At 72.4% G+C, this 14,266-nt stretch carries 10 protein-coding genes; 3 read left to right on the plus strand and 7 right to left on the minus strand.

Going from position 1 to position 14,266, the window contains the following annotated elements:
* Positions 1 to 78: 78 nt before the first annotated feature.
* A complete protein-coding gene (locus J5Y05_RS16130) occupies positions 79 to 1,626 on the plus strand; it encodes an MFS transporter (RefSeq protein WP_210872958.1) in 1,548 nt (515 codons plus the stop codon).
* Between the two features lie 56 nt (positions 1,627 to 1,682).
* On the opposite strand, the gene serA is transcribed toward J5Y05_RS16130, so the two are convergent.
* The 6 genes from serA to J5Y05_RS16160 all read right to left on the minus strand — a co-directional run bounded on the left by serA (position 1,683) and on the right by J5Y05_RS16160 (position 11,684).
* Positions 1,683 to 3,272: a phosphoglycerate dehydrogenase gene (serA, locus tag J5Y05_RS16135; RefSeq protein ID WP_210872960.1), complete on the minus strand. Its 1,590-nt coding sequence runs from the start codon at positions 3,270 to 3,272 to the stop codon at positions 1,683 to 1,685.
* Between the two features lie 332 nt (positions 3,273 to 3,604).
* Positions 3,605 to 4,603, minus strand: coding sequence for a ketol-acid reductoisomerase (gene ilvC, locus J5Y05_RS16140; protein WP_030421668.1), 999 nt, complete (start codon positions 4,601 to 4,603; stop codon positions 3,605 to 3,607).
* 116 nt (positions 4,604 to 4,719) lie between these two features.
* Positions 4,720 to 5,244, minus strand: coding sequence for an acetolactate synthase small subunit (ilvN, locus tag J5Y05_RS16145; RefSeq protein ID WP_030421667.1), 525 nt, complete (start codon positions 5,242 to 5,244; stop codon positions 4,720 to 4,722).
* 21 nt (positions 5,245 to 5,265) lie between these two features.
* Complete coding sequence (locus tag J5Y05_RS16150) at positions 5,266 to 7,113, minus strand: acetolactate synthase large subunit (RefSeq protein ID WP_210872962.1); 1,848 nt, start codon at positions 7,111 to 7,113, stop codon at positions 5,266 to 5,268.
* Between the two features lie 244 nt (positions 7,114 to 7,357).
* Positions 7,358 to 10,327, minus strand: coding sequence for a putative bifunctional diguanylate cyclase/phosphodiesterase (locus tag J5Y05_RS16155; RefSeq protein WP_210873754.1), 2,970 nt, complete (start codon positions 10,325 to 10,327; stop codon positions 7,358 to 7,360).
* A 415-nt stretch (positions 10,328 to 10,742) separates the two neighbouring features.
* A complete protein-coding gene (locus J5Y05_RS16160; protein WP_210872966.1) occupies positions 10,743 to 11,684 on the minus strand; it encodes a 2-hydroxyacid dehydrogenase in 942 nt (313 codons plus the stop codon).
* Between the two features lie 75 nt (positions 11,685 to 11,759).
* Between J5Y05_RS16160 and J5Y05_RS16165 the strand changes: the two genes are divergently transcribed.
* The gene (locus J5Y05_RS16165; protein WP_210872967.1) at positions 11,760 to 12,758 is read left to right on the plus strand and encodes an aldo/keto reductase; all 999 of its coding nucleotides are present in this window, start codon (positions 11,760 to 11,762) and stop codon (positions 12,756 to 12,758) included.
* Positions 12,759 to 12,854: 96 nt separating this feature from the next.
* Positions 12,855 to 14,024, plus strand: a complete 1,170-nt coding sequence (locus tag J5Y05_RS16170; RefSeq protein WP_210872969.1) for a PQQ-dependent sugar dehydrogenase — start codon at positions 12,855 to 12,857, stop codon at positions 14,022 to 14,024.
* Here the strand turns inward: J5Y05_RS16170 and J5Y05_RS16175 are convergent.
* Positions 14,021 to 14,233, minus strand: coding sequence for a DUF6191 domain-containing protein (locus J5Y05_RS16175; protein WP_210872971.1), 213 nt, complete (start codon positions 14,231 to 14,233; stop codon positions 14,021 to 14,023). The two genes, J5Y05_RS16170 and J5Y05_RS16175, sit on opposite strands and share 4 nt — an antisense overlap.
* Positions 14,234 to 14,266 lie beyond the last annotated feature (33 nt).

Raw genomic sequence — 14,266 nt, forward strand, 5'->3', positions numbered from 1 at the left:
ATTCATACAGACGTCCCACACATACGTCTTACACGGTCGTTCTATACAAGCGTGTAAGACGCGCGTACAGTCCTCGGCATGACACCGAATCCGCCCCCTGCCGGGCGCCGTGAGTGGACGGCGCTGGCCGTCCTGATGCTCCCGCTCCTCCTGGTCTCGATGGACGCCTCGGTCCTCTACTTCGCCATCCCCGCGATCAGCGCCGACCTGGAACCGAGCGGCACCCAGCAGCTCTGGATCTTCGACATCTACGCCTTCGTCCTGGCGGGCCTGCTGATGACGATGGGGTCGCTCGGCGACCGCGTGGGCCGGCGCCGGCTGCTCCTCGCGGGCGCCGCGGCCTTCGGCGCCGCCTCCCTGGTGGCCGCGTACGCCGACAGCGCCGCCACCCTGATCGCGGCCCGCGCCGTGCTCGGCATCGGCGGCGCCACGCTGATGCCGTCGACACTCGCCATGGTCCGCACGCTCTTCGTCCACCCGGCGCAGCGCGCGAAGGCGATCGCGGTGTGGTCCGGCGTGCTGACGGCCGGCGTCGCGCTGGGCTCCGTGCTCAGCGGGGTGCTGGTCGAGTTCTTCTGGTGGGGCTCGGTCTTCCTGGTCAACCTGCCGGCGATGGCGCTGCTGCTGGTCCTCGGCCCGTTCCTGCTGCCCGAGTCGAAGGACCCCTCGCCGGGCCGCTTCGACTGGCCGAGCGTCCCCCTGTCGATGGCCGCGGTGCTCCCCGTGGTCTACGGCCTGAAGGAGATCCCGTCGCAGGGCTGGAACGTCCGCTACGTCGTCGCGGTGACCGTCGGACTGCTCTTCGCCGCCCTCTTCGTGCACCGGCAGCGGACCACCGCCTCGCCGATGATCTCCCCGGCGCTGTTCCGCGGACGCGGCTTCGCCCCCGCCGTCGCCCTCAGCCTGGTCTGCGCGTTCGGGATGATGGGCTCGGTGTTCTTCACCACGCAGTACCTCCAGTCGGTGCTGGGCAAGAGCGCGATGGAGGCCGCGTTGTGGGCGCTGCTGCCCTCCGTGCCGATCGGCCTGGCCGCCCCGCTGGCGACCGCCCTGGTGCAGCGGGGCGTGCCCCGGGTCCACGTCGTCACCGCCGGCTTCGCCATCACCGCGGCCGGCTACGGACTGCTGGTGCCGACCGGCACGGACTCGCTGTGGCTGCTGCTGGTGGCGTGCGGTGTGCTCGCCTCCGGGGTCGTCATGGTGATGTCCCAGATGACGGACCTGGCGCTGGGGAGCGTGTCGCCGGAGCGGGCGGGTTCCGCGTCCTCGCTGATGGAGACCGGCACGGAGTTCGGCGGGGCGCTCGGCATGGCGTTCCTCGGTTCCCTCGGCACGGCCCTCTACCGGCACGGCATCCCGGACTCGGCGCCGGCCGCCGCCCACGAGACCCTCGGCGGCGCGATGGCGATCGCCGGCCGGCTGCCGGGGCGCGCGGGGGACGCCCTGGCGGCGTCGGCCCGGGAGGCGTTCACCCGGGGCATGCACGGGGCGGCGATCGCCGCAGCGGTGGTGCTCGCCGGGGCCGCGGTGGCGGCGTCGGTGACGCTGCGGCGGGTGCGGGCGCGGGAGGAGGGCCCCACGCAGAGCGCCGGACGGGCCGAGGAGGCCGGCGCGTCCGGCGTATGAGCGAGGAGTGCCCGAAGGGGCTTCCGGGGCCGCGCGCGCGGCCCCGGAACGGACGGTCAGACCAGGTTGACCGAGCGGGCCGAGGTGGCGCCGATCTCCGAGGCGACCTCCGCCAGCACGCCGGCGGGCACGGTGTCGTCGACGGTCAGCACGGCGAGGGCCTCGCCGCCGACCGTCGCACGGGCCACCTGCATCCCGGCGATGTTGAGGCCCGCCTCGCCGATGACGCGGCCGACGGTGCCGACGACGCCGGGGCGGTCCTCGTAGCGCAGCACGATCATGTGGTCGGCGAGCGCCAGGTCGACGTCGTACTCGCCGACGGCGACGATCTTCTGGAGGTGCTTGGGGCCGGCCAGGGTGCCGGAGACCGACACCTCCTCGCCGTCGGTGAGGGTGCCGCGCACGGTGACGACGTTGCGGTGCTCGGGCGACTCCGAGCTGGTCGTCAGCCGCACCTCGACGCCGCGCTCCTGGGCGAAGAGCGGCGCGTTGACGTAGGAGACCGTCTCGTCGACGACGTCCTCGAAGACGCCCTTGAGGGCGGAGAGCTCCAGCACCTTCACGTCGTGCTGGGTGATCTCGCCGTAGACCTCGACGTCGAGGCGGACGGCGACCTCGCCGGCGAGCGCGGTGAAGATGCGGCCCAGGCGCTCGGCGAGCGGCAGGCCCGGCTTGACGTCCTCGGCGATCACGCCGCCCTGGACGTTGACCGCGTCCGGGACGAGTTCGCCGGCGAGGGCGAGGCGGACCGAGCGGGCGACGGCGATGCCGGCCTTCTCCTGCGCCTCGTCGGTCGAGGCGCCCAGGTGCGGGGTGCAGACGACCTGGTCGAACTCGAAGAGCGGCGAGTCGGTGCACGGCTCCTTGGCGTACACGTCGAGGCCGGCGCCGGCGACGCGGCCCTCCTTGAGCGCCGAGTACAGCGCCTCCTCGTCGACGATGCCGCCGCGCGCGGCGTTGACGATGCGCACGGTGGGCTTGACCTTGCGCAGCGCCTCCTCGCCGATCAGGCCGAGGGTCTCGGGCGTCTTCGGCAGGTGGACGGTGATGAAGTCGGAGACCTCCAGCAGCTCGTCCAGCGAGAGCACCTTGACGCCCATCTGCGCGGCCCGCGCGGGCTGCACGTAGGGGTCGTAGGCGACGATCTTCATGCCGAAGGCGGACATGCGCTGGGCGACCAGGGCGCCGATGCGGCCGAGGCCGACGACGCCGAGGGTCTTCTCGGCCAGCTCGACGCCGGTGTACTTGCTCCGCTTCCACTCGCCGTTCTTCAGCGCGGCGTTGGCCTGCGGGATGTTGCGGGCGGTGGCGACGACCAGACCGCAGGCCAGCTCGGCGGCGGTCACGATGTTCGACGTGGGGGCGTTGACGACCATCACGCCGGCCTTGGTGGCGGCGGAGACGTCGACGTTGTCGAGGCCGACACCGGCGCGGGCGACGACCCGCAGCCGGCCCGCGGCGGCGATGGCCTCGGCGTCGACCTTGGTGGCCGAGCGCACCAGGATCGCGTCCACGTCGGCGATCGCGGGCAGCAGTTCGGCGCGGTCCGCGCCGTTGCAGTGGCGGATCTCGAAGTCGGGGCCGAGCGCGTCCACGGTCGCGGGCGACAGTTCTTCGGCGATGAGTACGACGGGTTTCGAGCTCACGTGAGTCCTCACATGTCCAGTGCGGACGGCCGTCCCGACGGCCGCTGGCGGTGGAGGGGAGCGGCGCCGGGGAACCGCGGGACGCTCCCCGCGCCGGGGGGTGCCGGCCGTTCCTCGGAGTCGCTTAGCCGCGTGGAAGACGCACGACGCTGTGGGCCTGACGCGTATGTAGTGCAGCAGTGTAGTAGCGCCGAGGGCGTCGTCTTACGCCGCTTCGGAAGGATCACCCGTCCGGGGCCGGACGGGATGGACAACGCCGTACCTCCGACGCTACCCCTGGGGAGCCGGAGGGGCCGGAGCACGGGTGCTCCGGCCCCTCCGGCCGGGTGGCCTTACGCGTCCTCGTCGACCCAGCTCATGAGCTTGCGCAGCTCCTTGCCGGTGGTCTCCAGCAGGTGCTCGGAGTCCTGCTTCTTGTACTCGTTGTACTTCTTCAGACCGCCGTGGTACTCGTCCATCCAGTTCTTGGCGAAGGTGCCGTCCTGGATCTCGGCGAGGACCTTCTTCATCTCGGCCTTGGTGGCGTCGGTGATGATCCGCGGGCCGGTGACGTAGTCGCCCCACTCGGCGGTCTCGGAGATGGACCAGCGCATCTTCTCCAGGCCGCCCTCGTACATGAGGTCCACGATCAGCTTCAGCTCGTGCAGGCACTCGAAGTAGGCGATCTCGGGCTGGTAGCCCGCCTCGACCAAGGTCTCGAAGCCGGCCTTGACCAGGGCGGCGGTGCCGCCGCACAGCACGGCCTGCTCGCCGAAGAGGTCGGTCTCGGTCTCCTCGGTGAAGGTCGTCTTGATGACGCCGGCGCGGGTGCCGCCGATGCCCTTGGCGTACGACAGGGCCAGCGCGAAGGCGTTGCCGGTGGCGTCCTGCTCGACGGCGGCGATGCAGGGCACGCCGCGGCCTTCCTCGTACTGGCGGCGGACCAGGTGACCCGGGCCCTTGGGGGCGACCATGCAGACGTCGACGCCGGCCGGCGGCTTGATGAAGCCGTAGCGGATGTTCAGGCCGTGGCCGAAGAACAGGGCGTCGCCGTCCTTCAGGTTGCCGGCGATGTGCTCCTCGTAGACCTGGGCCTGGATGGGGTCCGGGACGAGGATCATGATGACGTCGGCCTCGGCCGCGGCCTCGGCGGGGCTGACCACGCGCAGGCCCTGCTCCTCGGCCTTGGCCTTGGACTGGGAGCCCTCGTGCAGACCGACGCGCACGTCGACGCCCGAGTCGCGCAGGGACAGGGCGTGGGCGTGGCCCTGGCTGCCGTACCCGATGACCGCGACCTTGCGGCCCTGGATGATGGACAGGTCGGCGTCGGCGTCGTAGAACAGCTCGGCCACTGGGTTATCTCCTTGTGTGCGGTGTTGCGTCCCACCGTATGCCGGTGAGGGGAGGGGAAGTTTCACAGTCTCGGAATACGGGCGGCCGGTGTCGCTCGGGGCCGCCCGTCTCCGTGTCATGCCGACCGGTCGAGTGCGCGCAGTGAGCGGTCGGTGATCGAACGGGCCCCGCGGCCGATCGCGATGGTGCCGGACTGGACCAGTTCCTTGATGCCGTACGGTTCCAGCATCTTGAGCATGGCGGACAGCTTGTCGCTGCTGCCGGTGGCCTCGATGGTGACGGCCTCCGGGGAGACGTCGACCGTCTTCGCGCGGAAGAGCTGGACGATCTCGACGATCTGGGAGCGCGTCTCGTTGTCGGAGCGCACCTTCACCAGGACGAGTTCGCGCTGCACCGCGTGGGACGGCTCCAGCTCGACGATCTTGAGCACGTTGACCAGCTTGTTGAGCTGCTTGGTCACCTGCTCCAGCGGGAACTCCTCGACGCTCACCACGATGGTGATGCGGGAGATGTCGGGGTGCTCGGTGACGCCGACGGCGAGGGAGTCGATGTTGAAGCCGCGGCGGGAGAACAGGGCGGCGATCCGGGCGAGGATGCCGGGCGTGTTCTCCACCAGGACCGAGAGCGTGTGCTTGGACATGATCTCTTTGCTCTCTCTCGCTCAGTCGTCTTCGTTGTCGCCGAAGTCGGGGCGCACGTCCCGGGCGGCCATGATCTCGTCGTTGGAGGTGCCGGCGGCGACCATCGGCCAGACCATGGCGTCCTCGTGGACGACGAAGTCGACGACGACCGGGCGGTCGTTGATCGAGTTCGCCTCCTCGATGACCTTGTCGAGGTCGGCCGGGTCCTCGCAGCGGATCGCGTGGCAGCCCATGGCCTCCGACAGCTTGACGAAGTCGGGGACGCGGGTGCCGCGGGCCTCCGGGTTGACGTCGTCGGGGCCGGAGTGCAGCACCGTGTTGGAGTACCGCTGGTTGTAGAAGAGGGTCTGCCACTGGCGGACCATCCCGAGGGCGCCGTTGTTGATGATGGCGACCTTGATCGGGATGTTGTTCAGGGCGCAGGTGGTCAGTTCCTGGTTGGTCATCTGGAAGCAGCCGTCGCCGTCGATCGCCCAGACGGCGCGGTCGGGGGCCCCGGCCTTGGCGCCCATCGCGGCCGGCACCGCGTACCCCATGGTCCCGGCGCCGCCGGAGTTGAGCCAGGTCGCGGGCTGCTCGTACTCGATGAAGTGGGCGGCCCACATCTGGTGCTGGCCGACGCCCGCCGCGAAGATCGTGCCCTCGGGGGCGAGCCGGCCGATGCGCTCGATGACCTGCTGCGGGGAGAGCGAGCCGTCCTCGGGCTGGTCGTAGCCGAGCGGGTAGGTGTCGCGCCAGCGGTTCAGATCCCGCCACCAGGCGGTGTAGTCGCCGCGGTGGCCGTCGGCGTGCTCCTTCTGGACCGCCTGGACCAGGTCGGCGATGACCTCGCGGGCGTCGCCGACGATCGGCACGTCGGCGGCCCGGTTCTTGCCGATCTCGGCCGGGTCGATGTCGGCGTGGACGATCTTGGCGTACGGGGCGAAGCTGTCCAGCTTGCCGGTGACGCGGTCGTCGAAGCGGGCTCCGAGGGCGACGATCAGGTCGGCCTTCTGCAGCGCGGTGACGGCGGTGACCGCACCGTGCATGCCCGGCATTCCCACGTGCAGCGGGTGGCTGTCGGGGAACGCGCCGAGCGCCATCAGGGTGGTGGTGACGGGCGCTCCGGTGAGTTCGGCGAGGACCTTCAGCTCGGCGGTGGCCCCGGCCTTGAGGACGCCGCCGCCGACGTAGAGCACGGGGCGCTTCGCGGCGGTGATGAGCTTGGCCGCCTCGCGGATCTGCTTGGCGTGCGGCTTGGTGACCGGGCGGTAGCCGGGCAGGTCCATGACCGGCGGCCAGGTGAAGGTGGTCTTCTTCTGGAGGATGTCCTTGGGGATGTCGACCAGGACCGGTCCGGGGCGGCCGGTGGAGGCGATGTGGAACGCCTGCGCGATCACCCGGGGGATGTCCTCGGCCTTGGTGACCAGGAAGCTGTGCTTGGTGATCGGCATGCTGATGCCGACGATGTCCGCCTCCTGGAAGGCGTCCGTGCCGATCGCGGAGGACACCACCTGGCCGGTGATCGCCACCAGCGGCACGGAGTCCATGTTGGCGTCGGCGATCGGGGTGACCAGGTTGGTGGCGCCGGGTCCCGAGGTCGCCATGCAGACGCCGACCTTGCCGGTGGCCTGCGCGTAGCCGGTGGCCGCGTGGCCGGCGCCCTGCTCGTGGCGGACCAGGACGTGGCGCACCCTGGTGGAGTCCATCAGCGGGTCGTACGCCGGAAGGATCGTCCCGCCGGGAATGCCGAATACCGTGTCGGCGCCGACCTCCTCGAGAGAGCGGATGAGGGACTGCGCACCCGTGACGTGCTCGGGGGCGGAGTGCTGTCCTCCGGATCGGGGCCGCGGCTGCGGGTGGTGGGCCCCGGTGGCCTGCTCGGTCATCGGCATTCTCTTCTCGATGCTGAGGGTTTGTGCGAGTTCGGGCGGTCTGTGACTGTCGCCCGGCAGGTGCCGGTGCAACAAAAAACCCCTCGTGCCATAAGGCAAGCGAGGGGAGCGCGCCGGGTGGAGGTCGCTGGGGGCCGGGTGTTGTGTCCGGACATCACCAGCGTCAGCCGACGCGCTGTCCAAGTACGAGAATTCGGGTGCGCATGGCACTGACCCTCCCCCCGGCACGCACTCACTGTCAAGTGGGTGGGACGGGAGTCTCATCATGTGAACGCAGGGCTGTGCCACCACCGAGGAGCGTGGAGGTGACGCCGCTGGTCGCGGCGTTGCCGACGCCCTGGCTGAGGCTCTTGGTGTACACCCCCGCGCTGCCCGCGAAGACCGGCTCTGCCGGTCCGTGCGGCACCGGATAGCGCCCGGTGGCGAGCGCCCGGCGCAGCCGGTACTCGTCGAGCGCACCGGAGAAGGCCATGCCCTGACCGTGGGTGCAGCCCATGGCCCGCAGGGCGACGATCTGCTCGGGCAGGTCGACCCCGTCGGCCACGGACTTCATCCCGAGGTCGGTGGTGATCCGCAGCAGCCCGCTGGTGATCTTGTGGAGGCGGGCGGACTCGACGACGCCCTCGACCAGGCTCCGGTCGAGCCGGAGGATGTCGATGGGGAGCCGCCTGAGGGCGGTGATGGCCGCGTGGCCGTTGCCGAAGGCGTCCAGGGCGATGCGGACGCCGACCCGGCGCAGCGCGTTGAGCCGGCGCTCCAGCTCGTCCAGGCCGGCGCGGGGGTCGGTGGTGTCGGCCAGTTCGACGATGAGGGCGCCGGGAGGCAGCCCGTGCCGGGTGAGGAGGGCCTCCACGGAGGCGAGCGGCATGGAGCGGTCCAGCAGGCGGCGGGCGCCCATGCGGACGGCCACCGTCGAGGGGAGTCCGGCCGCCGCGCGGTCGGCGGCCTGCTCGACGGCCTCGCAGAGCACCCAGCGGTCCAGTTCGGCGGTCTTGTCGCCGTCCTCGGCCACCCGCAGGAACTCGGCGGGGGTGAAGAGCACGCCCTGCGAGGAGCGCCAGCGCGCCTGGGCGCAGACGGAGGTGATGCGGCCGTCGGCGAGGGAGACCACCGGCTGGTGGAGCAGCGCGAACTGCCCCTCGTGCAGCGCGGCCCGCAGCCGGGTGGCCAGTTCGGCCTTGCGGACCACGTCCTGCTGCATCTGCGGCCGGTACAGCTCGACGCGGCCTTTGCCGCACGCCTTGGCCCGGTACATCGCCAGGTCGGCGTTGCGCAGCAACTCCCCCGCGCCGAGGCCCGGTTCGGCGAAGGCGACGCCGATGGAGGCGTTGACGCGGACATCGTTGCCGTCGATGGGGTAGGGCTGCGAGAGGGTCGTCCTGAGGCGGTCGGCCAGCTCCAGGATGTGCCTCTCGCGGGCGGCCCGGTCCCGGGTGCCGTCCCCGACGATCAGGGCCGCGAACTCGTCGCCGCCGAGCCGGGAGGCGGTGTCCCCCGCGCGGACGGCCTCGTGGAGTCTGCGGGCGGCCTGGACGAGCAGCTCGTCGCCGGCCTGGTGGCCGATGGTGTCGTTGACCGCCTTGAAGCCGTCCAGGTCGATGAAGAGCACGGCGGTGCCGCGCAGGGCGGCGCCCCGGTCCAGGGCGCGGCGGCCGGAGAGGGCCTGCTGGACGCGCCGGGTGAACAGGGCGCGGTTGGGCAGGTCGGTGAGCGGGTCGTGTTCGGCGTTGTGCTGGAGCTGGGCCTGGAGGCGCACCCGCTCGGTGACGTCCCGGCTGTTGAAGATGAGGCCGCCGTGGTGGCGGTTGACGGTGGACTCGACGTTGAGCCAGCCGCCGTCGCCGGAGCGGAAGCGGCATTCGATGCGGGTGGTGGGTTCCTCGGCCGGGTGGGCGGCGAGGAAGCGGCGCACCTCGTGGACGACGCAGCCGAGGTCCTCGGGGTGGATCAGGCCCGCCAACTCGCTGCCGACGAGTTCCTCGGCGGGGCGTCCGTAGACCCCGGCGGCGGCCGGGGAGACGTAGCGCAGGATGCCGCTGGGGGCGGCGATCATGATGACGTCGCTGGAGCCCTGGACCAGGGAGCGGAAGTGGTTCTCCTTCTGGGCCAGTTCGTGGGTGAGGGTGATGTTGTCGAGCAGCATGATGCCCTGGCGGACGACGAGCGCGAGCACCACCGTGCCACCGGTCAGCAGGACCACGCGGTCGACGCTGCGGCCGTTGAGGACGTTGTAGAGGATGCCCAGGGTGCAGACGGCCGCGGCGAGGTAGGGCGTGAGCGCGGCCAGCGATCCGCCGAGGGGCCGGGCGGACGGATAGCGCAGGCGTTCGCCGGGGGCGCCGGCCGGGAGCCCCGCGGCGCGCGGCGCGGGCTCCCCGGGCGGAGCGCCGTGCCGGGAGGCCACCCAGGGCGCGTAGGCGAGGAGCAGGGAGCCGGCGAACCAGCCGGCGTCGAGCAACTGCCCGGAGCGGTACCCGTTGTGGAGCAGCGGTGAGGTGAACAGGGCGTCGCACATGACGGTCAGGGCGAGGGCGCCGATGGCGGTGTTGACCGCGGAGCGGCACACCGGCGAGCGCCGGAAGTGCAGCGCGAGCACCATGCTGACCAGGGCGATGTCGAGCAGCGGGTACGCCACCGAGAGCGCGGTGTGGGCGACGCTGGAGCCGTCGGCCTTGGCGGCCTGGGCGAGTGCCAGGCTCCACGCCAGGGTGAGCAGCGAGCCCCCGATGAGCCAGGCGTCCAGGCCGAGGCAGATCCACCCCGCCTTGGTCACCGGCCGTTTGGCGAGGACCAGCAGGCCGACGATGGCGGGCGGCGCGAAGCACAGGAAGAACAGGTCGGCGTAGCTGGGGCTGGGCATCGGCCGTTGCAGGACGACCTCGTACCACCCCCAGACCAGATTGCCCAGGGAGGCCATCGCCGAGGAGAGGGCGAAGAGCAGCCAGGCGGGCCGGAAGCGGACCCGGGGGCTGCGGGCGTAGAGGAGGCAGGAGACGGCGGCGGTGCCCGCGGCGGCGCTCAGCCCGAAGTCGCCCATGATCTTGGCGAGGAAGCCGGAGCCCCAGCCGAGCCCGGCGCCGACGGCGTACCCCGCGCAGACCAGGGCCAGGACGAGTTGGCGGAGGAAGGCCGATCCGCCGCGGGCGGCCGGCGGCCGGGCGGGAGGCGGCTCGGGCGGGGCCTGGGTCGCGGGGGCTCCGTCCAGCATCGGAACGGGAGACGGGAGGCTCACCGCGGCCTCCCGGTCCGTGCTCCCGCGTCCCTGAGCCCCCGGTGTGCGGGGTGGACCTGCCTGCGGTGACCGCTGTCCACCCGCCGGTCCGGGCCGGGCCGGTGGTGGCAGTGCGGGCCCTGGCTGCCCCGTCTGCGCATGGCCGTGCGCCAGGGCCGCCCGCGGCTCGTCCGCCGCGTCGGGTCGTTCGTCCATAGGCCGTGCATCGCCCGTCGCCCCCCTCACAGTCTGCAATGTCCATCCCCGGCGCCGGCGGTGCGCGGCGCGTCCCCTGTCGGACGATACACCAGTCTCGTCACTCAGGGATATACGTTCTCTACTCTCCGTGACGACCAGCGGGAATGCGGGCACCCACCGCGCCCGCGGGACTGCGGAGGGTACCCGGAACGGATCAGGAGCCCGTCGTCAGGATCACGTTGCGCAGCGGCTCCCGGTTCACGAAACGGCCCAACTGGTCCGTCAGCAGCCGCTTCGCGCGCGGCAGGAAGGCGGACGTCGGCCCTCCGGCGTGCGGGCTGACGAGGACCCCCGGAGCGTGCCAGAGCGGGTGGTCCGCCGGCAGCGGCTCGGGGTCGGTGACGTCGAGCGCGGCGGTCAGGCGCCCGGTGGACACCTCCGCGAGCAGGGCTTCCGTGTCGACGACCGGGCCGCGGGCGACGTTGACGAGCAGGGCGCCGTCCTTCATCCGGGCCAGGAAGCCGGCGTCCGCCAGTCCGCGGGTGCCCTCGTCGAGCGGGGTGGAGAGGACGACGACGTCCGCCTGGGGCAGCAGGGACGGGAGTTCGGTGAAGGGGTGCACGGGACCGCGCGCCGTAGTGCGCGGGGAGCGCGCGACGCGCACCACCCGCGCGACCTCGAACGGCGTGAGCCGGTCCTCGATGGCGGAGCCGATCGATCCGTAGCCGACGACCAGCACGGTGCGGTCGGCCAGGGCGGGGCGGAAACCGCCGAGCCACTCCCCCTTCTCCTGCGCCCGCACGAAGTCGGGGATGCCGCGCAGCGAGGCGAGGATCAGGGCGAGGGTGAGTTCGGCGGTGCTGGCCTCGTGCACGCCGCGCGCGTTGCACAGGTGGACGCCCGCGGGCAGGTGGCGCAGTCCGGGCTCGACGTGGTCGATGCCGGCGGAGAGGGTCTGCACGACCCGGACGGACGTCATCCGGGGCAGCGGGCGGAGGCCGACGCCGGCGGGCTTCATGTAGGGGACGACGTAGTAGACGCAGTCGGCGGGGTCCGCGGGGAACTCCTCGGCTCCGTCCCAGAAGCGGTAGACGAAACCCTCGGGGAGCCCGTCGATCTCGTCCGGGTCAAGGGGCAGCCACACGTCAGCAGTCATGGCCAGGAGGCTATGTCAGGGCCGCGCGGCGGCAGAGGTTAGGTTGGGTGGCCGGACGAGGGAGGTCACGAGCAGGTGGAGCGCAGGGCGATCGGCTCGTCGGCACTCTCGGTGGGTGCCGTCGGGCTGGGGTGCATGCCGATGAACTGGGCGTACAGCGCGTCGCGGCAACGCGGCGACGAGTCGCTCAGGACCGTGCACCGGGCCCTGGACCTGGGCTCCTCCCTGCTGGACACGGCCGACATGTACGGCCCGTTCACCAACGAGCTGCTGCTCGGACGGGTGTTGAGGCAGCGGCGCGAGGACGCCTTCGTGTCGACCAAGGTCGGCCTCCTCGTCGGCGACCAGCACGTCGTGGCCAACGGCCGTCCCGCCTACGTCCGGCGGGCCTGCGACGCCTCGCTGCGCCGGCTCCAGACGGACGTCATCGACCTGTACCAGCTCCACCGCCCGGACCCCGAGGTCCCGGTCGAGGAGACCTGGGGCGCCATGGCGGAACTGGTCCGGGCCGGGAAGGTGCGGGCCCTCGGCTTCTGCGCGCTCGGCGCGCGGGCGGCCCGGCGGGCGCGGGCCGGACCCCACGACACGACGATCGCGCAACTCCGGCGGCTCCAGCAGGTGTTCCCGGTGGCGGCGGTGGAGGCGGAGCTGTCGGTGTGGTCGCGGGAGGCGCTGGACGCCCTGCTGCCCTGGTGCGCGTCGCGCGGTGTCGGCTTCCTCGCCGCGATGCCGCTGGGCAGCGGTTTCCTGACCGGCACGCTGACGCCCGGACAGGGCTTCGAGCCCCGGGACCTGCGGGCCCGGCACCCCCGGTTCACCGCCGAGATGATGGCCGCCAACCAACCGATCGTGGCCGGGCTGCGCCGGATCGCGGCCCGGCACGGGGAGCGGGTCACCCCGGCGCAGGTGGCGCTGGCCTGGGTGCTGGCGCAGGGCCCGTGGGTGGTGCCGGTGCCCGGCGCGAAGCGGGAGCGGTGGGTGACGCAGAACGCGGGGGCGGCCGGGCTGCGGCTGACCGCACGGGATCTGGCGGAGGTGCGCGCCCTGCCCCCGGCGCAGGGATCGTGGGAGTGACCCGGCCCGGCCGTCCGGGGCCCGGAACGCCGCGAGGCGCGGGCGCGGCGCGGCCGGGCGGTGTATGACAGGAGGACCCGCCCCGTGGAAGGGACCATGATCGTGGAACGTCGAGCCGCGACGGCCGTGTTGGCCGCCGCCCTCCTGCTGACGGCCGGCTGCTCCTCGGACGGCACATGGCCGCCGGAGGGCGGAGCGAGCGCCTCCGCGAGCGCTCCGGCGGCCTCCGCACCGGCCCCGGAGCAGACCGCCGAGGCGACCCCTCCGGCGAAGGGCTCCGTGAAGGTGCTCCGCACGGTCGCCACCGGCCTGAACAGCCCGTGGGGGCTGGCCCCGCTGCCGGGCGGCGGGGGCCTGCTGGTCTCCTCCCGCGACGAGGCGACCATCACCCGGATCGACGAGAGCAGCGGCGCCAAGACCGAACTGGGCAAGGTCCCCGGCGTCGAGGCGGCCGGCGAGGGCGGCCTCCTCGGCATCGCCCTCTCCCCCGACTACGCCTCGGACCGGATGGTCTACGCGTACTTCACCTCCGCCTCCGACAACCGGATCGTGCGGATGCTGTACGACCCGAAGAAGCCCGCGGGCCGCCAACTGGGCTCCCCCGACACGGTCTTCAAGGGCATCCCCAAGGGCTTCGTCCACAACGGCGGCCGGATCGCCTTCGGCCCGGACAAGATGCTGTACGCCGGCACCGGCGAGAGCGGCGACACGGGCCTGTCGCAGGACAAGGAGTCGCTCGGCGGCAAGATCCTGCGCCTGACCCCGGAGGGCGAGCCCGCGCCGGGCAACCCGTTCCCCGACTCCCCCGTCTACTCGCTGGGCCACCGCAATGTGCAGGGCCTGGCCTGGGACGACAAGCAGCGGCTCTTCGCCTCGGAGTTCGGCCAGGACACCTGGGACGAGCTGAACGCGATCCGGCCGGGCGCCGACTACGGCTGGCCGACGGTGGAGGGCCGGGCCGGCAAGGCCGGTTTCCAGGACCCGGTCGCCCAGTGGCCCACGGACCAGGCGTCGCCGAGCGGCATCGCGTACGCCGAGGGCTCCGTCTGGATGGCGGGGCTGCGCGGGCAGCGGCTGTGGCGCATCCCGCTGAAGGGCACCGAGGAGTCGGCGCCGCCGCAGGCGTTCCTGGAGGGCGAGTACGGGCGGCTGCGCACCGTCGTCTCGGCCGGCGGCGACAAGCTGTGGCTGGTCACCAGCAACACGGACGGGCGGGGCAAGCCGAAGAAGGGCGACGACCGGGTGCTGGAGTTGCGGGTCAGCTAGGCGCTCGGAGGCTGTGCGACGCGGCCCTCGTCCGGTGGCGGGGGCCGGCGGGCGGGCGTACGGACGACGACCGTGCCGGAGTCGAGGTCCACCGGGCCGTGGCCGGGGCCGGCGTCGCCGACGTCCTGCCGGGTCAGCTCCAGCCGGTGGCGTTCGTCGCGGGTGTGCTTGCGGCCGGGAGCGAACAGCTCCGCGAGAGCGTCGAACATGCCGCCTCCCTCGCTCGCCGTCCCTCCAGCGTA

The sequence above is a fragment of the Streptomyces tagetis genome (assembly GCF_018069565.1).
GTDB classification, from domain to species: Bacteria; Actinomycetota; Actinomycetes; order Streptomycetales; family Streptomycetaceae; genus Streptomyces; species Streptomyces tagetis.

Coding starts and splice junctions, on each gene's coding strand:
- J5Y05_RS16155 (WP_210873754.1), bottom strand. CDS start 10,327: ATGCTGGACGGAGCCCCCGCGACCCAGGCCCCGCCCGAGCCGCCTCCC.
- ilvN (WP_030421667.1), bottom strand. CDS start 5,244: ATGTCCAAGCACACGCTCTCGGTCCTGGTGGAGAACACGCCCGGCATC.
- J5Y05_RS16175 (WP_210872971.1), bottom strand. CDS start 14,233: ATGTTCGACGCTCTCGCGGAGCTGTTCGCTCCCGGCCGCAAGCACACC.
- J5Y05_RS16130 (WP_210872958.1), top strand. CDS start 79: ATGACACCGAATCCGCCCCCTGCCGGGCGCCGTGAGTGGACGGCGCTG.
- J5Y05_RS16170 (WP_210872969.1), top strand. CDS start 12,855: ATGATCGTGGAACGTCGAGCCGCGACGGCCGTGTTGGCCGCCGCCCTC.
- J5Y05_RS16160 (WP_210872966.1), bottom strand. CDS start 11,684: ATGACTGCTGACGTGTGGCTGCCCCTTGACCCGGACGAGATCGACGGG.
- J5Y05_RS16150 (WP_210872962.1), bottom strand. CDS start 7,113: ATGACCGAGCAGGCCACCGGGGCCCACCACCCGCAGCCGCGGCCCCGA.